This is a genomic window from Pseudomonas sp. 05N433, assembly GCF_056396925.1.
Window position 1 is genome coordinate 57504 of record NZ_JBFTML010000009.1, and the last position, 24109, is coordinate 81612.

24 protein-coding genes and 2 pseudogenes are annotated in these 24109 nt (G+C 59.1%); 13 read left to right on the forward strand and 13 right to left on the reverse strand.

Features of this window, described 5'->3' with window-relative positions; genetic code table 11:
* The first annotated feature begins 54 nt into the window (after positions 1–54).
* Both AC1DIS_RS05900 and AC1DIS_RS05905 read left to right on the forward strand, forming a co-directional pair.
* On the forward strand, positions 55–1434 hold the full coding sequence (locus AC1DIS_RS05900; RefSeq protein WP_018929904.1) for a sodium:solute symporter family protein: 1380 nt from the start codon (positions 55–57) through the stop codon (positions 1432–1434).
* A gap of 247 nt (positions 1435–1681) precedes the next feature.
* Positions 1682–1933 carry an acyl carrier protein gene (locus AC1DIS_RS05905; protein ID WP_026286702.1) on the forward strand — a complete coding sequence of 84 codons (252 nt, stop codon included), beginning with the start codon at positions 1682–1684 and terminating at the stop codon, positions 1931–1933.
* Between the two features lie 186 nt (positions 1934–2119).
* On the opposite strand, the gene AC1DIS_RS05910 is transcribed toward AC1DIS_RS05905, so the two are convergent.
* Positions 2120–2248, reverse strand: coding sequence for a PA1414 family protein (locus AC1DIS_RS05910; RefSeq protein WP_007914492.1), 129 nt, complete (start codon positions 2246–2248; stop codon positions 2120–2122).
* A gap of 140 nt (positions 2249–2388) precedes the next feature.
* Positions 2389–3282, reverse strand: coding sequence for a putrescine utilization regulator PtrR (gene ptrR / locus AC1DIS_RS05915; protein ID WP_477743405.1), 894 nt, complete (start codon positions 3280–3282; stop codon positions 2389–2391).
* Positions 3283–3386: 104 nt separating this feature from the next.
* On the opposite strand from ptrR, the gene AC1DIS_RS05920 reads away from it, so the two are divergent.
* Entirely contained in the window at positions 3387–4577 is a 1191-nt protein-coding gene (locus tag AC1DIS_RS05920; protein WP_477743404.1) for an MFS transporter, read from the forward strand.
* On the opposite strand, the gene AC1DIS_RS05925 is transcribed toward AC1DIS_RS05920, so the two are convergent.
* From AC1DIS_RS05925 to AC1DIS_RS05935, 3 genes are all read right to left on the reverse strand, one after another.
* Positions 4513–5445: a DMT family transporter gene (locus tag AC1DIS_RS05925; RefSeq protein ID WP_028939950.1), complete on the reverse strand. Its 933-nt coding sequence runs from the start codon at positions 5443–5445 to the stop codon at positions 4513–4515. The two genes, AC1DIS_RS05920 and AC1DIS_RS05925, sit on opposite strands and share 65 nt — an antisense overlap.
* Positions 5446–5610: 165 nt before the next feature.
* Positions 5611–7056, reverse strand: coding sequence for an NCS1 family nucleobase:cation symporter-1 (locus AC1DIS_RS05930; RefSeq protein ID WP_305411560.1), 1446 nt, complete (start codon positions 7054–7056; stop codon positions 5611–5613).
* Positions 7057–7390: 334 nt separating this feature from the next.
* Entirely contained in the window at positions 7391–8227 is an 837-nt protein-coding gene (locus AC1DIS_RS05935; RefSeq protein ID WP_007942143.1) for a CvfB family protein, read from the reverse strand.
* A gap of 351 nt (positions 8228–8578) precedes the next feature.
* Here AC1DIS_RS05935 and AC1DIS_RS05940 point away from each other — a divergent pair, with 351 nt between their 5' ends.
* From AC1DIS_RS05940 to AC1DIS_RS05950, 3 genes are all read left to right on the forward strand, one after another.
* Positions 8579–8767, forward strand: a complete 189-nt coding sequence (locus AC1DIS_RS05940) for a hypothetical protein (RefSeq protein WP_017337097.1) — start codon at positions 8579–8581, stop codon at positions 8765–8767.
* Positions 8768–8976: 209 nt separating this feature from the next.
* Positions 8977–9693, forward strand: a complete 717-nt coding sequence (locus AC1DIS_RS05945; protein ID WP_477743403.1) for a TorF family putative porin — start codon at positions 8977–8979, stop codon at positions 9691–9693.
* Between the two features lie 77 nt (positions 9694–9770).
* Positions 9771–10640: a DUF6279 family lipoprotein gene (locus AC1DIS_RS05950; RefSeq protein ID WP_064619623.1), complete on the forward strand. Its 870-nt coding sequence runs from the start codon at positions 9771–9773 to the stop codon at positions 10638–10640.
* Positions 10641–10658: 18 nt separating this feature from the next.
* Here AC1DIS_RS05950 and AC1DIS_RS05955 read toward each other — a convergent pair whose 3' ends face one another.
* On the reverse strand, positions 10659–11051 hold the full coding sequence (locus AC1DIS_RS05955; RefSeq protein WP_018929896.1) for a hypothetical protein: 393 nt from the start codon (positions 11049–11051) through the stop codon (positions 10659–10661).
* Positions 11052–11252: 201 nt separating this feature from the next.
* Between AC1DIS_RS05955 and AC1DIS_RS05960 the strand changes: the two genes are divergently transcribed.
* Positions 11253–11993 (forward strand): DUF899 domain-containing protein, encoded by a 741-nt coding sequence (locus AC1DIS_RS05960; protein ID WP_477743402.1) that lies wholly within the window; start codon positions 11253–11255, stop codon positions 11991–11993.
* 153 nt (positions 11994–12146) lie between these two features.
* Here AC1DIS_RS05960 and AC1DIS_RS05965 read toward each other — a convergent pair.
* The 3 genes and pseudogenes from AC1DIS_RS05965 to AC1DIS_RS05975 all read right to left on the reverse strand — a co-directional run.
* Positions 12147–12413, reverse strand: a pseudogene (locus AC1DIS_RS05965) (hypothetical protein); the annotation flags it as partial.
* Positions 12409–12693, reverse strand: a pseudogene (locus tag AC1DIS_RS05970) (hypothetical protein); the annotation flags it as partial. The pseudogenes AC1DIS_RS05965 and AC1DIS_RS05970, both read right to left, overlap by 5 nt.
* Positions 12694–12844: 151 nt before the next feature.
* Entirely contained in the window at positions 12845–14191 is a 1347-nt protein-coding gene (locus AC1DIS_RS05975) for a DEAD/DEAH box helicase (protein WP_007934066.1), read from the reverse strand.
* 193 nt (positions 14192–14384) lie between these two features.
* Here AC1DIS_RS05975 and AC1DIS_RS05980 point away from each other — a divergent pair, with 193 nt between their 5' ends.
* Complete coding sequence (locus tag AC1DIS_RS05980; RefSeq protein ID WP_477748760.1) at positions 14385–15683, forward strand: mechanosensitive ion channel family protein; 1299 nt, start codon at positions 14385–14387, stop codon at positions 15681–15683.
* A gap of 129 nt (positions 15684–15812) precedes the next feature.
* Here AC1DIS_RS05980 and AC1DIS_RS05985 read toward each other — a convergent pair whose 3' ends face one another.
* Positions 15813–16457 (reverse strand): hydrolase, encoded by a 645-nt coding sequence (locus tag AC1DIS_RS05985; RefSeq protein ID WP_007934054.1) that lies wholly within the window; start codon positions 16455–16457, stop codon positions 15813–15815.
* A 157-nt stretch (positions 16458–16614) separates the two neighbouring features.
* Here AC1DIS_RS05985 and AC1DIS_RS05990 point away from each other — a divergent pair, with 157 nt between their 5' ends.
* Positions 16615–17502 carry a LysR family transcriptional regulator gene (locus tag AC1DIS_RS05990; protein ID WP_026286472.1) on the forward strand — a complete coding sequence of 296 codons (888 nt, stop codon included), beginning with the start codon at positions 16615–16617 and terminating at the stop codon, positions 17500–17502.
* A 6-nt stretch (positions 17503–17508) separates the two neighbouring features.
* Here the strand turns inward: AC1DIS_RS05990 and AC1DIS_RS05995 are convergent, their stop codons facing one another.
* The 3 genes from AC1DIS_RS05995 to AC1DIS_RS06005 form a co-directional block, all read right to left on the reverse strand.
* The gene (locus tag AC1DIS_RS05995) at positions 17509–18375 is read right to left on the reverse strand and encodes a carboxylate/amino acid/amine transporter (protein ID WP_007934051.1); all 867 of its coding nucleotides are present in this window, start codon (positions 18373–18375) and stop codon (positions 17509–17511) included.
* Positions 18376–18635: 260 nt separating this feature from the next.
* A complete protein-coding gene (locus AC1DIS_RS06000) occupies positions 18636–19235 on the reverse strand; it encodes an FMN-dependent NADH-azoreductase (protein ID WP_018926730.1) in 600 nt (199 codons plus the stop codon).
* Positions 19236–19385: 150 nt separating this feature from the next.
* Positions 19386–19715, reverse strand: coding sequence for a hypothetical protein (locus tag AC1DIS_RS06005; protein ID WP_007934049.1), 330 nt, complete (start codon positions 19713–19715; stop codon positions 19386–19388).
* A gap of 49 nt (positions 19716–19764) precedes the next feature.
* Here AC1DIS_RS06005 and AC1DIS_RS06010 point away from each other — a divergent pair, with 49 nt between their 5' ends.
* The 4 genes from AC1DIS_RS06010 (at position 19765) to AC1DIS_RS06025 (ending at position 23994) form a co-directional block, all read left to right on the forward strand.
* Positions 19765–20688 (forward strand): PA3225 family LysR-type transcriptional regulator, encoded by a 924-nt coding sequence (locus AC1DIS_RS06010; RefSeq protein WP_018926731.1) that lies wholly within the window; start codon positions 19765–19767, stop codon positions 20686–20688.
* 14 nt (positions 20689–20702) lie between these two features.
* Complete coding sequence (locus tag AC1DIS_RS06015; RefSeq protein ID WP_064619649.1) at positions 20703–21506, forward strand: alpha/beta fold hydrolase; 804 nt, start codon at positions 20703–20705, stop codon at positions 21504–21506.
* Between the two features lie 3 nt (positions 21507–21509).
* Positions 21510–22073 (forward strand): peptidylprolyl isomerase A, encoded by a 564-nt coding sequence (locus AC1DIS_RS06020; protein WP_007934039.1) that lies wholly within the window; start codon positions 21510–21512, stop codon positions 22071–22073.
* Between the two features lie 88 nt (positions 22074–22161).
* Complete coding sequence (locus AC1DIS_RS06025; RefSeq protein WP_018926733.1) at positions 22162–23994, forward strand: ABC transporter ATP-binding protein; 1833 nt, start codon at positions 22162–22164, stop codon at positions 23992–23994.
* The last annotated feature ends 115 nt before the right edge of the window (positions 23995–24109 follow it).

Here is a 24109-nt window from a genome sequence, read left to right on the forward strand (position 1 = left end):
GGCCATATTGCTATTCAGCCTCACCATAAAAAAGACAATCGGAGACACGCCATCATGGCTTTGGATTTATTCGTCGTACTCATCTACGCCGCCGCGATGCTGATGCTCGGCTATTACGGCATGCGCAAGGCCAAGACCAACGAAGACTTTTTGGTCGCCGGTCGCAACCTCGGCCCGAGCATGTACATGGGCACCATGGCCGCCACCGTTCTGGGCGGCGCGTCCACCGTCGGCACCGTGCGCCTGGGCTACGTCCATGGCATCTCCGGTTTCTGGCTGTGCGCGGCACTCGGCTGCGGGATCGTGGCGCTGAACCTGTTCCTCGCCAAACCGCTGCTGAAACTGAAAATCTACACCGTTACCCAAGTGCTGGAAAAACGCTACAACCCGATGGCCCGCTCCGCGAGCGCGGTGATCATGCTGGCGTATGCGCTGATGATCGGCGTAGTTTCGATCCTGGCAATCGGCACCGTGCTGCAAGTGCTGTTCGGCCTGCCGTTCTGGGTCTCGGTATTGCTCGGCGGTGGCGTGGTGGTGATCTACTCGGCCATCGGCGGCATGTGGTCCCTGACCTTGACCGACATCGTCCAGTTCGTGATCAAGACCGTGGGCCTGATGTTCATCCTGTTGCCGATCTGCCTGTACCGCGTTGGCGGCTGGGATGAATTGGTGTTGAAACTGCCGGCCACTGCCTTCAGCTTCACCACGATTGGCTGGGACACCATCATCACCTACTTCATGATCTACTTCTTCGGGATCCTGATCGGCCAAGACATCTGGCAGCGTGTGTTCACCGTCAAGAGCGCCAAAGTGGCTCAGGTCGCCGGTACCTTCGCAGGCTTCTACTGCATCCTTTACGGCCTGGCCTGCGCCCTGATCGGCATGGCCGCTCACGTGCTGATCCCGGACCTGGACAACGTCAACAACGCTTTCGCCGCCATCGTCAAACTGTCCCTGCCGGACGGTATCCGTGGTCTGGTGATCGCCGCGGCCCTGGCGGCCATGATGTCCACCGCCAGCGCCGGCCTGCTCGCCGCTGCCACCACACTGACCGAAGACCTGCTGCCGAAACTGCGTGGAGGCAAACAGTCGAGCCTGGGCATGAACCGCCTGTTCACCCTGTTGACCGGCATCGTCGTACTCGGCATCGCTCTGGTCGTACATGACGTGATCAGCGCGCTGACCCTGGCTTACAACCTGTTGGTGGGCGGCATGCTGATCCCGCTGATCGGCGCGATCTTCTGGAAACGCGCAAACACCGCCGGCGCCATCGCCAGCATGGGCCTGGGCTTTGCCACTGCGCTGCTGTTCATGATCAAGGACGGTATGGACGCCAATACTCCGATCTACTACAGCCTCGGCGTGGGCCTGGTGAGTTTCGTGGTGGTCAGCCTTCTGTCCCGTCGCCCGGCCGTAGTGGCGAGCGCTGCCTAAGACTTCTATAACGACCTGATGCTTTCTTCGGCGGGTGTGGCGTCGGTTGCCACACCCGTTTTTTTTCGCCTGAAGGAATTTGCCCATGAAGATCGTCAGCCGCGATCAGTGGTTCAAGATCGAACGCATTTCGGTAGCCTTCCGGAGAGTATCTGCGCTCGATGATTGACGAGTGGCAGCGCCGACACGCCTGAAGCCTGCTGTACTCAGCGTCAGGGACCTCATAACGTTCTCGAAGAAGGACCTCATGACAAGAGCCGCCGTTCGTGCCGCCGTGCATCGTCGCATCCGCCGCCTGCTGGAAAACCAGGATGACTTCGACGACAACACCAACCTGATGCAGTTGGGCTTGGACAAAGAGGATATTGAAGAGCTGATCTTCCGCCTGGAGGATCAGTTGGGGTTGACGGCGTTTACCGCCGAAGAAGACCGGATGCTCAAGACTGCCAGGACGGCGAATGACTTGACCCGGTTTTTGATTGAGATTGGGCGGTATTGAAACGGATTGCTAAATACATCCGATGGGCCGAACGAACCTCTGTGGCGAGGGAGCTTGCTCCCGCTCGATTGCGCAGCAATCGCAAGCTGCACTCGCGCTCAAGCTGACCCACCTGAGTGGCGATGAATGGGGCCGCTGCGCGCCCCAGCGGGAGCAAGCTCCCTCGCCACAGGTGATTTGCCAGACTTACCGACGGCGCTGCTGGCGGCGACGTTGTTCGTCATCAGTGCGAATTGGCACCGGTTGCAGAGGCGGTTCAATCAAACCGAGTGCGACACCCAGGTCATGCAGCCAGTTTTGGATTTTCTCTTTCATGATGCCCCCCTTCAGGGTCGTGCCGAGCGGCCGAAGTTCTGTAGCCCCTTCGCACTGATAATAGTCCGAAGTCCTACGCAATGCTCGCTCAAGATCGCAATGATCTGTTACTGAATTGATCCAAATCCTTGGACGTTAGTTCAAGAAATTGACTGGGCCTGGACCATGGTCGACGGATACACCGCCTGCTGCTGCTCGATCCATGCATTCAGGTTGGCCCCGACCATGCCTTTGCGCCACATCAGCCAAGTGGTCGCGCTGGCAAACGGCTCGGCCAACAGGTGCACCGCCACGCTTTCACGCCCCGGCAGACTGGCGAGCATCGACTCCGACATCAGCGCCACGCCAGAGCCGGCAATCACGCAGGCCAGCATTCCCGGATAAGACTCGATCTCCATGGGTCGGCCCATGGCCGCATGGTCATGGGCAAACCAGGCTTCCAGGCGCATCCGGTAGGAGCAGCCCTGGCGAAACGTGAACACCGAACGCCCTTCGACATCCAGCGCACTGCGCACCGGCGGATGATCGGCCTCGCTGATCAACACCAGCCGTTCGTCGCACAACGGCACGCCGTCGAGCCCGGCCAGTTCCAGCGGGCCGTCCACCAGCGCCGCATCGAGGCGCCCGGTGAGCAGCCCTTCGAGCAATTCACCGCTGGGCCCCGACTGCACTTGCAGGTTCACCGCCGGGTAGCGGCGGTGATAACGCGCCAACAGCTCTGGCAAGTGAATTGCGGCGGTGCTGTACATGGTGCCCAGTACGAAATCCCCGGCCGGTTGCCCGCCCTGCACCGCCGCGTGAGCTTCGTCATGCAAGGCGAACAGCTTGGTGGTGTAGTCCAGCAGGACTTTTCCCGCAGGTGATAACTGCAAACGCTGACGCTCGCGTACGAACAGTTCGACACCGAGTTGCTCTTCGAGCTGTTTAAGCCGGGTCGACAGGTTGGAGGGCACGCGATGCAGGCGTTCGGCGGCTCGGGTGATGGAACCCTCCTCCGCCACTGCCTGGAAGATCCGCAATTGGCTGAATTCCACGCCATTCTCCAAATAAGAACAAGTTTCTCACTATTATTCATTTTTAAAGAAAGTCAATCAGTCCTAGCCTGACGGTCATTGATCCTCGAAACGGAACTCAGACCATGTCCCCGCTGATTCGCTTAACCGCCAGCTTTGTCGCCCTGATGATGGCCATGGGCATCGGGCGTTTCGCCCTCACCCCACAACTGCCGCACTTGCTCAGCGAAGGTCAGATCGACCTGACTGCCGCTGGTCTGATTGCTGCCGCCAACTACCTTGGTTACTTCGCCGGCGCGGTGGATGCGATGTTCGCCCGTCGCCCCGATCAGGTTCGCAGGCGCCTGCTCGGCGGTTTGTGGTTGTGTGTATTGCTGACCCTGGCCTCGTTCTGGGCCAACGGGTTCTGGGCGCATCTGGCGCTGCGTTTCGGCACGGGCGTGGCCAGTGCCTGGGTGCTGGTGATGATTACCGCGTTGAGCCAACCGCTGGCAGCGGCGGCCGGTCGTCCGCGACTCGGCGCCTTGGTGTTTGCCGGACCGGGTCTGGGGATTTTTCTGACAGGGTTGTTGGCCTTGGGCTCGAACCTGCTGGGGCAGACGTCCGCAACCTTGTGGCTGGTGTATGCCGCTGTCGGCCTGGTGACGCTGCTGGCGATTCTGCCGTTCCTGCCGCAGCCGGCCGCCACTTCAACGGTGATACCGCTTGCCACCAAGTCGGCTGCCCAAGGCGTCGGACGCTTACCGGTAATCTATGGGTTGTACGGTCTGGGCTACATCATCCCGGCCACTTTCCTCTCACAAATGGCCAGCGCGCAGTTCCATGGGCAATGGCAAGCCGATCTGTTCTGGCCGTGCTTTGGTCTGGCGGCGGCGACCGGGGTCGTGTTGGTGAGCCTGCGTCGGCACAACCCGAACGCAACTCGTCATTGGCTGATGGCGACGCTATGGCTACAGGCCGCCGGGGTGTTTGCTTGCCTGTTGGGCAGCGGTGCCGGCCTGGCGCTGGGGGTGATCCTGTGTGGCGGGCCGTTTCTGGCCTGCATGCAACTGGTGATGCAGCGCTCCCGGGAACTGGCGCCCCACGCCACCCAGCGCAATGCCGGGCTGCTGACCGCGTGCTTCGCCGTGGGTCAGCTCAGCGGGCCGTTGCTAGCCGCGTTGAGCAGCCATTTCAGCGGTGGCTTGCAACCCGCGCTGGTGATCGCCGGCGGCGGTTTTATCATTGCCGCAGGCTTGTTGCTGCGCCCGATCAGGGTTGCCCAAGTGCTTTGCGCAAACGACGGCGCACCCACTGCTCTGCGCTCACAAAAGTGATCCCGAGCAAAACCAGTACCGCGCCGATCACAAAGTTCAGGCTCAGCTCTTCACCCAGCAGCACCACGCCGAACGTGACGCCGAACAACGGCGTCATGAACGAAAACACCGCGAGGTTCGCCGCCAGGTAACGGCGCAGTAGCCAGAACCACGTCAGGTAGCTGAAGAACGACACCACCAATCCCTGAAACAGCACGCTGGCCACCGCCACCGTGGTCAGGCTGACATGGGTGACCTGACCACTGAGGATCGCGATCAGCAGCAGGCCGACGAAGCCGACGATCAGTTGATAAAACAGCGTCAGGGTCACCGGCGCTTCCGACAGACGCGAGGCGCGCACCACTACAGTGGTCGCGCCCCACGACGCGCCGGCCAGCACACCCAGGGCATCGCCCATCAACATGCGGTGGTCAAGATTGTCCCAGGACACACCACCGGCAAACGCAATGGCAATGCCAATGAACGCCAGAAAAATCCCCAGCCACTGCACCGGTCTTAAACGCTCACTCGGCAGCAACCAATGCACGCCCAACGCGGTAAAGATCGGCGCGGTGTAGAGAAATACCGACATATGCGCCGCCGTGGTCAGTTGCAGACCTTCGGCAATGAAGAAGAACTCCAGGCCAAACAACGCGCCGGCCAGCAAGCCGCCGCGCCAGGTAGTCCCGACCTGATCCCAACCGCCCTTCCAGCAGATCAATAATCCTACAAGCAACGCGGAAATACCCGACCGCCCCGCCGCCTGCATGACCGGCGCGATGTCGGGCGCCGCCCATTTGATCATCACCTGTTGCACACCCCAGATCAGGCACAGCCCGACCATCACTTGCAGGGCAAACCCATCGGCGCTACGCCGGGTGGCGCTCACCGGAACACCTCGACAACACAATCCATGGCAGTGACTCGACAGTAAAAGCAAAGCCCCGGCCTTCCTGCTGAACAGAGGGTGCCGGGGCGAAAAATTATGCTGTCGATTATTAACCAGATGGACAGAAAAAGGTGTCTGCAAAAGACCTTTAAATCGCCACGTACGTCATCCAGCGATGACCAGCGCCGCCGATTGCTGTGCCTGCTCGCGCCTGGCTAGAGCGAAGTACAGGACGCCGCCGAGGAAGCAGCCGGTGAACCAGGCGAAGTTGGCCATCGGCTGCAACACCGGGATGAAAGTGATCGCAACGCCCATCAGGGTGGCAGGAATCAACGCCTTGACCGCCGTCCAGTTGATCCCGCCGCTGTAGTAATAACGCCCGCTCGGGCCGTCATTGAACAGCGCATCGACGTCGATCTGCTGCTTTTTGATCAGGTAGTAATCCACCAGCAGAATCCCGAACAGCGGGCCGATGAACGCCGCCAGCACGTCGAGGGTGTAGTGAATCACTTCGGGGTTGTTGAATAGGTTCCACGGGGTGATGAAGATCGACGCCATGGCGGCGATCATGCCACCCGCACGCCAACTGATTTTGCTTGGGGCGACGTTGGCGAAGTCGAATGCCGGGGACACGAAGTTGGCGACGATGTTGATGCCGATGGTCGCGGTGACGAAGGCAAAGGCGCCGAGCAGCACCGCCACGCTGTTGTCGATGCGCGCCACGGTGGCGATCGGGTCGTGAAGCATTTCACCGAACACCGGCAAGGTGCCGGAAACGATCACCACGGTCACCAGCGAGAACGCCAGAAAGTTTACCGGCAGCCCCCAGAAATTGCCGCGACGCACGTCATTCATGCTGCGGCAGTAGCGACTGAAATCACCGAAGTTCAGGGTCGGACCGGAAAAGTACGACACCACCAATGCCGTTGCCACGATCACCTGGCCGAAGGCTTCCCAGCCAGACAGGGATTTCTCCGCCAGGGTGAAGCTGATATTGCTCCAGCCGGCCTGCCAAACGATCCAGCCGGCGAGCAGGAACATCACGCCGTACACCACGGGGCCGGCCCAGTCGATGAAGCGGCGGATCGACTCCATGCCGGTCCAGAACACCAGCGCCTGGACGAACCACAGGCTGAGGAAACCGAACCAGCCGAGGTAGGACAAACCGGCAAAGTGCGGTTCGGCGTAGGCCGCCATCGCAGGAAAAAACCGCAGCACGACGATGATGAGTGCACTGGACGCCAGGTACGTCTGAATCCCGTACCAGGCCACCGCAATCAGGCCGCGAATGACCGCAGGAATATTCGCCCCGAACACCCCGAACGCCAGTCGGCAGATCACCGGGTAAGGCACCGCGGCTTGCTGACTCGGCCTGGCCACCAGGTTGGCGATCAACTGCACGATGCAAATCCCGCCGAGCAAGGCAATCAACACCTGCCAACTGGCCAGCCCAAGCGCAAACAAGCTGGCGGCGAACACATAGCCGCCGACGCTGTGCACGTCGCTCATCCAGAAGGCAAAGATGTTGTACCAATTCCATGTCTGCGGCAGTGGCCCCAGGTCCTGGTTATACAGGCGCGGGCTGTAGCCATTGGGCAATTGTTCGGTCATCGCGGGGCTCCTCGAAAGTACAGGCGCGGCCCCCGGGATGGGTGTGGCGAGCACACTGCGTACGGGAGCCGGCATGGTTTGTATACGAGTTGCTACGCAGAATGCGTGCCATACGATCTAAAGGTGTGACAAATCTGGCTTCCAACCCTGTTCAGAGCACAGCCTTCAAGTCGTAGAGGGGGTGATAATGCCCATGAACAGGGCGTCCGCGCCTGCAAACGGTGCAGGGCGTTATGTATACAAAGAGATGGGTGACTGCTACGCAGAAGGCTACCGTAGGCTGGATCCTTTTTTGATCACAACCTGCGGTAGCGCCTACCGGGGCCGGTGCAGGTCAGCTGAGTTCGATACGATCAGCGTGAATGACGATCTGGCCGTTCTTGTACAACGCACCGATGGCCTTTTTGAAGTTGCCCTTGCTGACGCCGAACATACTGCTGATCAGTGTCGGGTCGCTCTTGTCGCTGACTGGCAGGGTGCCGTTGTTGTCGCGCAACTTGGCGAGAATCTTCGAGTTCAGACTGGTGGCAGCGGCTTCGCCCACCGGCTGCAGGCTCAAGCTGATCTTGCCGTCGGCACGGACTTCTTTGATAAAGCCCTTCTCTTCTTTACCGGCGCGCATGAACTTGAAGATTTCGTTCTTGTGGATCAAGCCCCAGTGCTTGTTGTTGATGATTGCCTTGAAGCCCATATCGGTCGCTTCGGCTACCAGCAAATCAACTTCCTGGCCCGGGGTGTAGTTGGCCGGGGTCTTGTCCAGATAACGGTCCAGACGTGCCGTCGCGGTGATGCGCCGGGTGTGTTTGTCGAGGTAGACGTGCACCACGACATACTCGCCGGCAGTCATCTGGCGCTTTTCTTCGGAATACGGCAGCAGCAGATCCTTCGGCAACCCCCAATCCAGGAACACGCCGATGCTGTTGACTTCAACGACTTTCAAACTGGCGAATTCACCGACCTGAACTTTCGGCTTTTCGGTGGTGGCGATAAGTTTGTCATCGCTATCCAGATAAATAAAAACGTTGAGCCAATCTTCATCTTCGCTGGGAATATCTTTGGGAATATAACGATTAGGCAGAAGGATTTCGCCGTCCGCGCCACCGTCCAGATATAAACCGAAGTTAGTGTGTTTAACCACTTGCAAACTGTTGTAACGCCCGACTAAAGCCATGTCCAATACCCTCATTGCGTGGGCGGCATTCTACCCGGTTTTGCGGGCGGCGTTCGGCGGGCCGGCCCGGTGGCGCGAGAAAATCCACGCAAGGCCCTAATTTCCCTGGGTTTGGCGGGCGTGTTTGGCCGCTCGTCAGGCCGTTCGGGTGGTCTGGACGGTGGCCAGCCCATCCGAAAAGCACTATTTCCCCACTGAGGTTTTTAGTTAAAACAGCAGCTTAGGGGACTATTCCAAATAATAACTTGCGATTATTCGCGCACCTGCCGTGTGTATTTCGGGAGGATATTTACCAAGCAATTGTCAAGTATTTCCTGTACGATGCCTGGCCAAGTTAATTTCTACAGGTTAATGGCCGCCATGCGTGTAAAAGCATCCAACAGCAAAGCAAAGCCAGCTCCAGCCGTTGAAACCAGCGAATCGATCAACAATCAGATCGCTGCGTTCCTCAAGTCCGGTGGCGAGATCCAGCAAATTGCCAAAGGCGTCAGCGGCCAGACGTTCGGCCCGTCCAAGCAGATCACGCTGGGCAAAAAGTAATTCCCCCGCTTTAACTGGTCCCTAAGCGCTTTGAGCTTCGAAGCGCTTGGACTGGAACCCTCCAGCAACACCCCATAAAACAAATCAATATTTCAACAATCGACGAACGGCCCTCGATGCCGAACATTCGCCGGTATGCTTGCACGTGTCTGGATCAAGCGTTTCAGCAGGTTTTCACCACCTGCTCCTCGCAGCTCATGGAGTGACGCATGCTCAAGCCCCCTTTTCTCCTGCTCGCCAGCCTGTTGTGGTGTTCCGTCGCCCATGCGCAAGTCTTCCAGCGCGAATTGGGCGATTTCGATCTCAAACTCGCCACCACCCCCAGCCGCAGCATGGCCCAAGGGCTGGTCAAACCCTCGACGACCGGCTCGTTCCACGGTGGCCTCGACCTGAGCCACGACAGCGGCTTCTACGTGGGCCAATGGTCCCCCAGCATGGGGCTTAGTCCTTCGAGCAACCTTGAAGTCGACTCCTACATGGGCTTTAAACAGCCCTTCGATCACTCCCTCGGCTACGAAGTGGGCATGATTCGTTACAGTTACCCCAAAGCGGATACCCTCGACAGCCAGGAGCTTTTCGGCGGCCTGACCCTACTGGATAGCCGTTTCGGCGCTGCCTTCAGCAACGACCCGGACAAACAGAACAGCACCCTGTTCGCCGACCTCAGTGGCAATCAGCCGTTCGGCATCGGGGTCAGCCTGAAATACACCACTCACCAGCTCAATACGCCGGTATCCGTTGACGGTGGATATGTAGGCAGTTTTACCGACTGGTCGGTGAAATTGTCCCGGCCGTTCATGGGTATCGACTTGGACTTGATCTACAGTGACTCAAGCCTGAGCGGCAGCGATTGCTCCGCCTATTCCGGCCACAATAGCGAATGCGACGGCCTGGTCACTCTCAAGGCTGTACGCGCCTTCTATTAATCGGCTGAACTGCCAGGCTCGTCCTGCGTTCACATAAAAGAACCCAATAAAAAACCAGGTCTTCGCAAGGGCTTGCCATGTCGCATTGGTTGAAACAGATCACCGTCATCCTCACGCTCAGCCTCACCATCGCCGCCTGCACCCGCGTGGGCCTGGCTTACCGCAACCTCGACGTGATCATTCCCTGGACGCTCAGCGACTACCTGGACATGAACCGCCAGCAAAAAGACTGGTTGAACGAGCGGCTCAAGGAACACCTGCGCTGGCACTGCACCACGCAACTACCCGGCTACCTCGACTGGCTGAATCGGTTACAGACCATGATCGAGACCAACCAGATCACCGACGCCGAGCTGCAAGCCCGTACCCAGGAAGCCAAACAAGCCATCGCCGAAACCGCCCGGGAAATCACCCCATCGGCCATCGAACTGCTGCAAGGGCTGGATGACAAGCAAGTCGCGGAAATGAACGACGCTTTCGCCAAGGACCTGCGCAAACGCCAGGAGGAATATCTGAAGCCACCTCTCGAGCAACAGATCAAAGAGCGAAGCAAGCGCATGGAAAAACGCCTGAATGCCTGGCTCGGACCACTCAGCCCAACCCAACAGCAACGGGTGATGGCTTGGTCGAGCGCCCTGGGGGATCAGAACAAAGAATGGATTGCCAACCGCGTCCATTGGCAACAGCAATTCAGCGCGGCGGTCGCGCAACGTCAGAGTCCGCAATTCCCACAGCAAATCGAGACACTTCTGGTCGATCGCGAGAGTTTATGGACCCCCGCTTACCGTGTGGCCTATGCCAACACCGAAGCCCAGGCTCGGGCATTGCTGGTGGACTTGATGGCCGAGAGCACGCCGTTTCAGCGTCAACGGTTGCTGCATAAGATTGAAGACATGCGCAAGGACTTCACTGATTTGAAATGCCTGAAAGCGGCGCAACGAGGATAGGTTCTAAAGCTGCAAGCTTCACGCAATCTGAGCCTTCGACGCCACTTCATCAAACGTCAATTCATCCAGCGCATCTTCCTGCTCATCCAGCACCTGGCGCGGATGCTCATTTCCCGGGATGCTGCTGTCGATCAGGCTCAACAAACTCGAGCCCCGGGGTGTCAATATGTAATTCTCGCCATTGCCACCCTGATCCTCCGGCCGAGGCTCGATATACCCCCGCAACAGCAGTATTTTTTCGTACTCACCGGCCATCGTTTTCAGGCGATCCAGATTCTCGAACGGCTCGCCCGCGGAGGCTTTCGCCGCCGCATACTGCTCGGCATAAGGCCGTGGAGTGAAACTGCGGCCAGCACTGTTCTGCACTTCGTGCAGTAAATGCTCGATCAAATCCCAGTTATAAGTCGTCATCCTGATCAACCTCCAGTGCCCACGAGTGAAATGGCCTTCATAGGTTGTGACCGACAGGGAGTGCAGCCGTTCAGCCGAGTTCTTTCCCCCAACCGACCGGCGGCCTGTCGATTTGAGCGCAGGCCAAACGACTAGGCTGTGTAAGACGGTTTACCCCTCTGCGCGGATCGACTTTCGCCACAGCAAGCAGGAGAAATCAGCATGAACATACAGAATCATCCGGTCGTGTCCCGGGAAGAATGGGTCGCGGCCCGCAAACAACACTTGGCCCACGAAAAAGCCTTCACCAAAGAACGAGACAAACTCAGCGCCGAACGCCGCGCCCTGCCCTGGGTAAAAATCGACAAACCCTACCGCTTTCAGGGCACCAACGGCGAACTGAGCCTGACCGACCTGTTCGGCGGCCGCAGCCAGTTGATCGTCTACCACTTCATGTTCGCCGCTGGCTGGGACGAAGGCTGCCCAGGCTGCTCGTTCCTCTCCGACCACATCGACGGCGCCAACCAACACCTGGCCCACCACGACGTCGCCGTGGTCGCGGTTTCCCACGCACCGTTCGCCGAATTCCAACCGTTCAAACAGCGCATGGGCTGGAAATTCGATTGGGTCTCATCTGAAGGCTGCGACTTCAACTACGACTTCGGTGTCTGCGCCCGGGCCGAAGACGTCACCGCCGGGAAAGCGACTTACAACTACGAAAAAACTGACGGCGTTGAGGAAGAACTTCCAGGGCTTAGCGTGTTTTATCGCAACGAAGCGGGGGAGATTTTTCACACCTATTCAACGTATGCGAGAGGCCTGGATCTGCTGGTCGGTGCCTACAACTACCTCGACCTAACGCCTAAGGGGCGTAATGAAGAGGAGATCATGGATTGGGTGAGGCATCACGATCGGTATGAAGACAAGGTGTCAGCTAGTTGCTGCCATGGGGGGAATGCTTGAAGGATGAAGACTATAGTCAGCCCGGTAGCCCAAAAGGCGACCGGGTTTGGCAACCCAACCACAAAGAGTCCCTATCTATGACAGAGATTCCACCCATGGATAGATATATGGGTCGCCCGATTTGCCTAGTGATTACAAATAACTGAGCGTCCTTTACGCAGAAGGCACGCTCGTCACAGGAATGCGTTCCTGAGGCTGAGTTATATCGTAGACATGCTGTTCACAGCGGCTACCAACAAACTGGAACTCCACCAAATAGACCTTGCTTCTTTCTGGTGTGAAAGTGGTTTTGATCGGGCCGCAGCTATAGATACTCCCAACACCCGCGCCATTCGAATAACCCGACACCTGGAATGGCTGATCGACATCCGCCTGCACTTCCAGCTGCGGGAAGCGTTTAAGCGTGGCGCTGTTGGCCGCTGTTGACCAGGTCGTTGGTGGCGGTGGCCGACAGGTTGTTGGAGGCGCGCAAGGTGCCGACGTTGTTCAGGTCTTTGCCGGCGATCAGGGTCACGTCGCTGCCCTGGACCAAGGCGCCGTTGGCGGCCAGGCGATTGTTGGCGTTGGCCAGGTACAGCACCGGCACCAGTACTTGCTCGCCATTTACCTCGGCATTCTCCATCCAGACAATGTCGTGGGTCAGGGCCGCGACTTGTTCGGAGGTCAGGCTGACGCCCAGCGACAGGTTGAGTTCTGTTTTGCAAGGATTTGCCGGACAAGTGCCAGGTGATCGATCAGCGTTTGAAGGAGTTGGAATCGGCGAAGAACAAAGCCGGGGGTTAGATGGCAAGATCTTTTGACGTAAAAAAACCCGGACACTGTCCGGGTTTTTATTGGATCGCTACGACGCTTTATTCAGCCGCCGGCGCTTCCGGCTTACGGCGTTTCAATGGCGCCATGCCGTCCTTGCTGACCAGCGACAGGGCGTCGGTCTTCGGGCGGTTGGCGATCTTGCGCTTGGTCGGAGCCTTGGCGCCGGTTTTCTTCTTGTCGCCCTTGGCGTCGACCTTTTTCTTCTTCACGCCAACGGCTTTGCCCGAGGCCTTGACCTTTTTCGGTCCGCCGTAGGTGCCTTTGACTTCCTTGATGGTGCGGCGCTCGAAGCTCTGCTTGAGGTAGCGCTCGATGCTCGACATCAGGTTCCAGTCGCCGTGGCAGATCAGCGAGATGGCCAGGCCATCGTTGCCGGCGCGGCCGGTGCGACCGATGCGGTGAACGTATTCGTCGCCGCTGCGCGGCATGTCGAAGTTGATCACCAAGTCCAGGCCTTCCACGTCCAGACCGCGGGCGGCGACGTCGGTGGCGACGAGGATTTTCACCCCGCCCTGCTTCAGGCGGTCGATGGCCAGTTTGCGGTCTTTCTGGTCTTTCTCGCCGTGCAGGACGAACGCTTTGTATTCCTGTGCCACCAGGCGGCCGTAGATACGGTCGGCCATGGCCCGGGTGTTGGTGAACACGATGGCCTTCTGATAGGTCTCGTTGGCCAGCAGCCAGTTCACGATCTGTTCTTTGTGCTGGTTGTGGTCAGCGGTAATGATTTGCTGACGCGTGGTGTCGTTCAGCTGGCTGACCGCGTTGAGCTGCAAGTGCTCAGGGTTGTTCAGGACCTTGGCGATCATCTCGCGCAGGCCCGAACCGCCGGTGGTGGCGGAGAACAGCATGGTCTGCTGGCGGTTGGTGCACTCATCCACCAGACGCTGCACATCTTCGGCAAAACCCATGTCGAGCATGCGGTCGGCTTCGTCGAGCACCAGCACTTCGACTTCCTTGAGGTCGAGGTTGCCGGCGTTCAGTTGCTCGATCATCCGGCCTGGTGTACCGATCAGGATGTCCGGCACCTTGCGCAGCATGGCGGCCTGGACCTTGAAGTCTTCACCGCCGGTGATCAGGCCGGACTTGATGAAAGTGAACTGCGCGAAGCGCTCGACTTCCTTGATGGTTTGCTGGGCCAGCTCGCGGGTCGGCAGCAGGATCAGGGTCTTGATGCTGACGCGGACTTTGGCCGGGCCGATCAAGCGGTTGAGGATCGGCAAAACGAAGGCGGCGGTTTTGCCGCTGCCGGTTTGCGCTGTCACCCGCAGGTCACGCCCTTGGAGCGCCAGCGGAATAGCCGCTGCTTGCACAGGCGTTGGCTCGACAAATTTAAGCTCGGCCACGGCTTTGAGCAGACGTTCGTGCAGGGCGAATTGGGAAAACACGGGTGCTACCTCGAAGAAATACAAAAAAACAGCTGCATAGGGTAACGGTTTCGAGCGCTAAGGCCGAGTTTCTTTATACAAACGGCTGCAAACAGTGGCTTTTTTGTTGCCTGATTTGTCTCAAAACGTCATCCGCAACCTCTTAAATGCTCTAATCGCCCCGTCGTGCCCTACAGAAGAAGCGTTTTCAACCATGGATATCAAACAGCTCTGGCTCAACGCCCAAGACCTCTGGGGTGCCCTTGATCAGCACCCGCTCCTGCATTCCACACTCGCGCTGATGTTGCTGCTGGTGGTGGCGCTGGTGCTCGGACGAGTGGCGCGTTACCTGATTCTTCATGCGACCAAAATGCTCGGCCGCCAGCCGGCGTTGCACTGGGTCAACGATTTTCGCCACAACAAAGTGTTTCATCGCCTGGCGCAAATGACGCCATCGCTGGTCATCCAGTTCGGCCTGCACCTGGTGCCGGAGTTGGGCAAGACCAGCATGAACTTCCTCGGCAACGTGGCGCTGGCGTTCACCATCCTGTTCCTGGTGCTGTCCATCAGCGCGTTGCTCAATGCCCTGCTGGACATCTATGCCCGCACCGAACACGCCCGCACCCGCTCGATCAAAGGCTATGTGCAACTGGCGAAAATGGTGTTGTTCGTGTTTGGCGCGATCATCATCGTCGCCACGTTGATCGACCGTTCGCCACTGTTGCTGCTGTCGGGTCTGGGCGCCATGTCGGCGGTGATTCTGTTGGTCTACAAGGACACCCTGTTGTCATTCGTCGCCAGCGTGCAACTGACCAGCAACGACATGCTGCGGGTCGGCGACTGGATCGAGATGCCGCAAGTCGGTGCCGACGGTGACGTGGTGGACATCACTTTGCACACGGTCAAGGTACAGTACTTCGACAAGACAATTGTGTCGATCCCGACCTGGCGCCTGATGTCCGAGTCGTTCAAGAACTGGCGCGGCATGCAGCAGTCCGGAGGACGGCGGATCAAGCGCAGCCTGTTCATCGACGCCAGCGGCGTGCGGTTCATTCGCGATGATGAAGAGCAGAAACTGTCCCAGGTGCATTTGCTGACCGACTACATGAGCCGCAAGACAGCCGAGCTCAAGGCCTGGAACGAAGCCCAGGGCAACGTCGCGGCGATGGCGGCCAACCGTCGGCGGATGACCAACATCGGCACCTTCCGCGCCTATGCGCTGGCGTATCTGAAAAGTCACCCGGAGGTTCAGCAGAACATGACCGGCATGGTGCGGCAGATGCAGACGACGGCGCAGGGGATTCCGCTGGAAATCTATTGTTTCACCCGCACCACGGCGTGGGCGGATTACGAGCGGATTCAGGGGGATATTTTCGATTATCTGCTGGCGGTACTGCCGGAGTTCGGATTGAGTCTTTATCAGCAGCCGAGTGGCGGGGATTTAAGGGCCGGATTGCTTCCGGCCATGTTAGGCGCGAGCCACATTCCGGAGCCGGAAAAACACATCATGTAAACACCGCCCCTATAGGAGCGAGCGGTGCGGCGATCCGACTTGCCCGCGAAGGCGGAGTGTCAGTCAACATAGTTATCGACTGATACTCCGCCTTCGCGGGCAAGCCATGCGCCTACAAGGGTAACGGTGTTATTTGACCTGACGCTGCGGCGCCTTGTGCACCATGGTGTAGGCGTAATCCACGCCCATGCCATACGCGCCGCTGTGCTCCAGCACCAGTTCCATCACCGCCTCGTAAGTGTCTTTGTGTGCCCAGTCACGCTGGTATTCCAGCAGCACTTGTTGCCAGGTGACCGGCACCGCGCCTGCCTGAATCATCCGCTGCACCGACATGTCGTGAGCTTCTTTGGTGGTGCCGCCAGACGCGTCGGTCACGATGTACACCTCGTAGCCTTCAGCCAGGGCTTCCAGCGCCGGGAAGGTCAGGCAGACTTCAGTCCAGAGCGCGGCAATGATCAGCTTCTTGCGGCCGGTGGCTTTCACCGCGTCAACCAGCGCCTTGTCTTCCCAGGAGTTCATCGAGGTGCGCTCGATCGGCTTCTGCTCTGGGTGAACAGCCAGCAACTCCGGCCAGATGAAGCCGCTGAAGCTTTCGGTTTCAACTGAGGTGTAGATCGTCGGCACGTTGAAAATCTTCGCGGCCTTCGCCAGACCCACGGTGTTGTTCTTCAGGGTCTGACGGTCGATCGACTGCACGCCGAACGCCATTTGCGGCTGGTGGTCGATCAGGATCAGGGCGGAGTTGGTTGGGTTGAGCAATTCACGGTTAGACATGGCGCGTTCCTTTTGATGTCGATTTGTTTAATGAATATTGGGTGAGTCACTTGCCTCAAGCTGTTTGCTTGCTGGCTTGGAAGTAACTTTACGGGCTAGATAAAAAAGGGACAATTCCCTAAAATCGAGAATAATTGATTCTAAAAAAGGGACAATCGTGGATCGGATCGAATGCATGCGCGCCTTTGTCGTGACGGTTGGCGAGAACGGCTTCGCAGCTGCCGCTCGCGCGATGGACGTGCCGCGATCAAAGGTGAGTAAACAGATTCAGGCGTTGGAGGAAGCAATCGGCGTGCAATTGCTGCAGCGCACCACGCGCAGCCTGCACTTGACCGAGGCTGGCGCCGAGTATTTCGAGGCGGCGCGGGAGGTGTTGTCCGCGCTGGACGAGGCCGAGCAGCGCGCTCGAGACGGCATCGGCGAGCTACGTGGGGTGTTGCGGGTGAATGCGCCGATGTCGTTCGGCCTGCATCGCCTTGGACGGTTGATTCCGCTGTTCCATGAGCAGCATCCGAACATCGAGCTTCAACTGGTGCTCAGCGATCAACAGGTCGATCCAGTGCGTGGCGGCTTCGATGTGACGATTCGCATCGCCAGCATGCCAGACTCGACCATGATCGCCCGGCAACTGGCACCGGCACCGCGGATCATGGTGGCCTCCCCCGCCTATCTGGCGCGTGCAGGCATACCGCGGACCCCGCAAGACTTGCGCGCGCATCAATGCCTGAATTACGGGTATCTGCAAAGCGGCGTGAGCCTGCAGTTGTGCAATGGCAAGGAGACGCAACGGGTCAACGTTTCCGGCCCGTTGCACGCCAACAACGGCGACTTGCTCGCTCAGGCCGCCGAAGCCGGGATGGGCATCGCCCTGTTGCCTGATTTCATTGTGGAAGGCGCGTTGGCGGCAGGCCGCCTGGTGCCGGTGCTGTGCGAGTGGCAGGCACCAGCGATTACCATCAACGCGGTTTACCCTTCCTCGCGTCGCGTACCACAAAAGACCCGGGCGTTTATTGAGTTTATGGTGGCGCAGTTGGCGCCGAATTAACCCGGTTTAGTGTGCAATGACGGGTTGGCGTACACCCAACCGGCTGATCCACACCGCCGCCAGAATGACCGATCCACCCAACAACAACCGCCCCAACTCTTCATGCTGATTCCAGATCAGCAAATTGATCAGCAACCCCACCGGCACATGCAGATTATTCATCACCGCCAGCGTCCCGCCATTCACCAGGCACGCGCCCTTGTTCCACCAGTACAAGCCCAGCGCGGTCGAGACCAGTCCGAGGAACAGCAGCACGCCCCATTGCAGCGGCGCTTCGGGCAGGAAGTTCTGTTTGCCGAACAGCAGAAATGCCGGCAACGCCACCGCCAATGCGCCCAGATAGAAGTAGCCGAATCGCCGGTAATGCGGCAGATCGCTCGGATGGCGGGCCACCAGATGTTTATAGAGCACCTGCCCGGCGGCATAGGTGAAGTTGGCCAGTTGCAGCAACAAAAAGCCCATGAAGAAGTCCGGATTGATCCGGTCGTAGCGAATCACTGCCGCACCCGCCACGGCCACCAATGCCGCGATCAAGGCCCACGGATTGAAGCGCCGGTTCAGCGCGTCTTCGATCAGGGTCACGTGCAGCGGCGTGAGGATGGTGAACAGCAACACCTCCGGCACCGTCAGCACGCGGAAGCTCAAATACAAACAGACATAGGTCACACCGAACTGCAGCGCGCCGATCAGCAACATCCCGCGCATGAATGCCGGCTCGACCTGACGCCAGCGTGTCAGCGGAATGAACACCAGCCCCGCCAGCAGCACTCGCACCAGCACCGCGAAGTAGCTGTCGACATGACCGGCCAGGTATTCGCCGATCAAACTGAAGGAAAACGCCTGGATCAGCGTGACAAAAAGTAGATAGCCCATGCTCGCCTCGTTTTGAATGGCGGCGACGATAGCGGTTTTTGCCCGTTATCGCGAACGCTCAGCCAACAACAAGCCCGGTCCCACAGAATCATCAGCGCCCACTAAATCCCAGGCAAAAAAAAGCCCGATCTCGCTAAAGCGTTCAATCGGGCTAGAGCACTCAGGAGCAATAAGTGCAAAGGGAGGTTCGATGCGCGTGCAGGCTTGAAGGGTCGCGCCAGGTCACTAGACCATCCAGCGATTATCTGGCGATTAACGACTCAGGCGACCTGGGCCAGTTTGGCGTTGGCCTGGTTCAAGCCTTTCTCCTGGAAGTCGCCGCCCAGGTTCATGCCTTCGGCGTGAATGAACGTGACGTCGTGGATGCCGATGAAGCCCATGACCTGACGCAGGTAAGGTTCCTGATGATCCGCGGTGCTGCCGGCGTAGATCCCGCCGCGAGCGGTCAGCACGTAGGCGCGCTTGCCGCTGAGCAAACCTTGCGGACCGGTCTCGGTGTATTTGAAAGTCACGCCGGCACGCAGCACGTGGTCGAGCCAGGCTTTCAGGGTGCTCGGAATCGCGAAGTTGTACATGGGCGCCGCCATCACCAGCACGTCGGCGGCCAGCAGTTCGTCGGTCAATTGGTTGGAGCGTTCCAGCGAGGCCTGTTCGATCTCGTTGCGTTGATCGACAGGTTTCATCCAGCCGCCCAGCAGGTTGATGTCCAGGTGCGGCACCGGGTTGACGGCCAGGTCACGGACGGTGATCTGGTCGGCCGGGTGTGCGGCTTTCCATTGGCTGATGAAGGTCTGGGTCAGCTGGCGGGAAACCGAGTCTTGCTGACGGGCGCTGCTTTCGATGATCAGAACGCGGGACATGGGATGTAGCCTCCATCTGAGAATGCTGTAGGTCGATGGAGTGAAGGTTAAACAGAGTCATATCGATGAAAAAGCGCAAATAACTGCTATAAAGCATCGATAAATTCGTTTATAAGCGAAGCATGCCCAGCCGACATGCTCCGCTTGAGGTCATTTCGGGGTGCAAGTCAGGTCGATACGCAGCTTGATGATGGTGCGGGTGAACTTGGCCGTGGCGTTTTTGTGTTTGCCGGCGGGTACGTCGATCTTGCGGGTGCGTGGCGCTTCCGGACCGTTATTGAAAACCACTTTGCAAGTGACGTCGGTGTCGCCGTAGTTGTTGACCTGAATGGAGCCGATGTCGGCGTCCGTGTCATAGGCGTTGTAGTCGACCTTCAAACCGTTGAGCTGTTTATTGACATCGATCGGATAGGCAAACGCAGTCAGAGGCAACATCGCCAACACCGCACACCCCGCCATCACACAACAGATTTTTTTCATTCGGCAGTCTCCAATAAGAGCTGCCAGCTTAGGACAAGAGGAGCTCAACATGAAAGCGCCCCGCGTGACCCTTGATCAATGGCGAACGTTGCAGGCCGTGGTCGATCACGGCGGTTTCGCCCAGGCCGCCGAAGTGCTGCACCGTTCGCAATCGTCGGTCAGCTACACCGTAGCGCGCATGCAGGACCAACTCGGCGTACCGCTGTTGCGCATCGATGGCCGCAAAGCGGTGCTCACCGAGGCCGGCGGCGTGCTGCTGCGCCGCTCCCGGCAACTGGTGAAACAGGCCAGCCAACTTGAAGACCTGGCCCACCACATGGAACAAGGCTGGGAAGCGGAAGTACGGCTGGTGGTCGACGCCGCGTACCCGAGCGCCCGCCTCGTCCGCGCCTTGACCGCGTTCATGCCGCAAAGTCGCGGTTGCCGGGTGCGGCTGCGTGAAGAAGTGTTATCGGGGGTGGAAGAAGTATTGCTCGAAGGCGTGGCCGATCTGGCCATTACCAGTTTCAGTATTCCCGGCTACCTGGGCGCGGAGCTGAGCGATGTCGAATTCATCGCGGTCGCCCACCCCGAACATGCCCTGCATCGTCTGAATCGCGAGCTGAGCTTCCAGGACCTGGAAAGCCAGATGCAAGTGGTGATCCGCGACTCCGGCCGTCAGCAACCGCGAGATGTCGGCTGGCTCGGTGCCGAACAGCGCTGGACCGTCGGCAGCCTGGCCACTGCCGCGACCTTCGTCAGCAGCGGTCTGGGCTTCGCCTGGCTACCCCGGCACATGATCGAGCGCGAACTCAAAGAAGGCACGCTCAAAGTGCTACCGTTGGATCAGGGCGGAAGCCGCAACCCGAGTTTCTATCTGTATTCGAACAAGGACAAACCCTTGGGCCCGGCCACGCAGATTCTCATCGAACTGCTGCGCACCTTTGACACCGCGCCGCTGGATGCGCCCTTCGCCGCGCCCGAACAAGCCTGACACGGAGTGTACCTATGGCCTATTTCGAACATGAAGGTTGCAACCTGCACTATGAGGAATATGGCCACGGCACTCCGTTGCTGCTGGTTCACGGGTTGGGCTCCAGCACCCAGGACTGGGAAATGCAGATCCCGGCGCTCGCCGCCCACCATCGGGTGATCGTGCCGGATGTGCGCGGCCACGGGCGCTCCGACAAACCCCGCGAGCGCTACAGCATCGCCGGGTTCAGCGCCGACCTGATCGCGCTGATCGAACACTTGAACCTTGGCCCTGCACATCTTGTGGGGCTTTCGATGGGTGGCATGATCGCTTTTCAACTGGCGGTGGACCAGCCGCAACTGCTCAAGAGCCTGTGCATCGTCAACAGCGCGCCCGAGGTCAAACGGCGCAGCCGCAACGATTATTGGCAGTGGTTCAAACGCTGGAGCCTGATGCGCGTGCTGAGCATGGGCACCATCGGCAAGGCCCTGGGCGCCAAACTGTTTCCCAAGCCGGAACAAGCTTCGTTACGACAAAAAATAGCGGCGCGCTGGGCAAAAAACGACAAACATGCTTATCTCGCCAGCTTCGATGCCATCGTTGGCTGGGGGGTTCAGGAACGACTTTCCAGGGTTTCCTGTCCAACCCTCGTCGTCAGCGCCGACCGTGACTACACCCCGGTCGCGCTGAAAGAAACCTATGTAAAACTGCTGCCCGATGCGCGGCTGGTGGTGATCGCCGATTCGCGCCACGCCACCCCGCTGGATCAACCCGAACGCTTCAACCAAACGCTGCTCGAGTTTCTCACCGCAGTCGACACCACCACTCAGGATCACTGACCCATGCTGAAAAAAATCGCCCTCGTCGCCGGCTCCGTTCTGTTTGCCGCCAACCTGATGGCCGCTACGCCGGCCAAGGCACCCCACGTGCTGCTGGAGACCACCAACGGCCAGATCGAAATCGAACTGGACCCGGTCAAGGCGCCGATCAGTACCAAGAACTTCCTTGAGTACGTCGACAGTGGCTTCTACAACAACACGATTTTTCACCGTGTGATTCCAGGTTTCATGGCTCAGGGCGGTGGTTTCACTGCACAGATGCAACAGAAGGAAACCAAGGCACCGATCAAAAACGAAGCCAGCAACGGCCTGCATAACGTGCGTGGCACGCTGTCGATGGCGCGTACTTCAAACCCGGATTCGGCCACCAGCCAGTTCTTCATCAACGTGGCCGACAACGCCTTCCTCGATCCGGGTCGCGACGCCGGTTACGCCGTCTTCGCCAAAGTGGTCAAGGGCATGGACGTGGTGGACATCATCGTCAACTCTCAGACCACCACCAAACAAGGCATGCAGAACGTGCCTGTCGACCCGGTGCTGATCAAGTCGGCCAAGCGCATCGACTGAGTACACCGGCAGTCTTGAGCGGTGGCCGGTCGATATCCGGCGCCGCTCATATCGTTTAAAGGAGAGCCCGTACACGGGCGGAGAACCGATGCTTTATCGCCGTTTCGAAAAACTGATCGACATTTTCCGCGACGCCCCGACGGCGGCTCCACCGAGTCGGGTTCTCTCCTTCTATACCTACTACCTCAAGCAGGTCTGGCCAATCTTCGCCGTTTTGTTGGTCGTCGGCCTGTTCGGCGCGCTGATCGAAGTGGCGCTGTTCAGCTACCTGAGTCGCATCATCGACCTGACCCAGAGCACATCCAACGTCGACTTCTTCAAGGTCCACGGCGTGGAATTGGCCTGGATGGCGGCGGTGGCGCTGATCCTGCGCCCCTTGTTCCTCGCCCTGCATGACATGCTGGTGCACCAGACCTTGAGTCCCGGCATGACCAGCCTGATCCGCTGGCAGAACCACAGTTACGTGCTCAAACAGAGCCTGAATTTCTTCCAGAACGACTTCGCCGGGCGCATCGCCCAACGCATCATGCAAACCGGCAACTCCCTGCGCGACTCTGCCGTGCAAGCGGTGGATGCGCTGTGGCACGTGCTGATCTATGCGATCAGCTCGCTGGTGCTGTTCGCCGAAGCCGACTGGCGACTGATGATCCCGCTGCTGATCTGGATCGCCGCCTACATCGGCGCGCTCTACTACTTCGTGCCGCGGGTGAAAGAGCGTTCGGTGGTGTCCTCCGATGCGCGCTCCAAACTCATGGGGCGGATCGTCGACGGCTACACCAACATCACTACCCTCAAGCTGTTCGCCCACACCAACTTCGAACAGCAGTACGCCCGCGAAGCCATTGCGGAACAGACCGAAAAAGCCCAACTGGCCGGCCGTGTGGTCACCAGCATGGACGTGGTCATCACCAGCATGAACGGCCTCTTGATCGTCGGCACCACCGGGCTGGCCCTGTGGCTGTGGACGCAGTCACTGATCAGCGTGGGCGCGATTGCCTTGGCCACCGGGCTGGTGATCCGCATCGTCAACATGTCCGGCTGGATCATGTGGGTGGTCAACGGCATTTTCGAAAACATCGGCATGGTCCAGGACGGTTTGCAGACCATCGCCCAACCGGTCAGCGTCACCGACCGCGAACAGGCAAAACCCTTGGCAGTGGCCCGTGGCGAGGTGCGTTTCGAACACGTCGATTTCCACTACGGCAAGAAGAGCGGGATCATCGGCGGCCTCAACCTGACCATTAAGCCCGGCGAAAAAATCGGCCTGATCGGCCCCTCCGGCGCCGGCAAATCGACGTTGGTCAACCTGCTGCTGCGCCTGTATGACGTGCAGGGCGGGCGGATCCTCATCGACGGCCAGAACATCGCCGAAGTCGGGCAGGAAAGCCTGCGCGAACGCATCGGCATGATCACCCAGGACACCTCACTGCTGCACCGCTCGATCCGCGACAATCTGCTGTATGGCAAACCCGACGCCACCGACGCCGAACTCTGGGAAGCGGTGCGCAAGGCCCGTGCCGACGAGTTCATCCCGCTGCTGTCGGACTCCGAAGGCCGCACCGGTTTCGATGCCCATGTCGGTGAGCGCGGGGTGAAACTCTCCGGTGGCCAGCGTCAGCGGATTGCCATCGCCCGGGTGCTGCTCAAGGACGCGCCGATCCTGATCATGGACGAAGCGACCTCGGCACTGGACTCGGAAGTCGAAGCAGCAATCCAGGAAAGCCTCGAAACCCTGATGCAGGGAAAAACCGTGATCGCCATCGCTCACCGTCTCTCGACCATTGCCCGGATGGACCGGTTGGTGGTGCTGGAAAACGGCAAGATCGCCGAAACCGGCAGCCACGCCGAACTGCTGGCCCATGGCGGTTTGTATGCACGGTTATGGCAACACCAGACCGGCGGGTTTGTCGGGATCGATTGAGCCGCGATCTTGGCGCCATCAGCCACACAGAAGAACACCAGAAACCGCCAGAGCCCGCTAACCACGGGCTCTGGCGGTTTTTTATGGTCACTGGAATTCCGTAAAAATCCTGCTG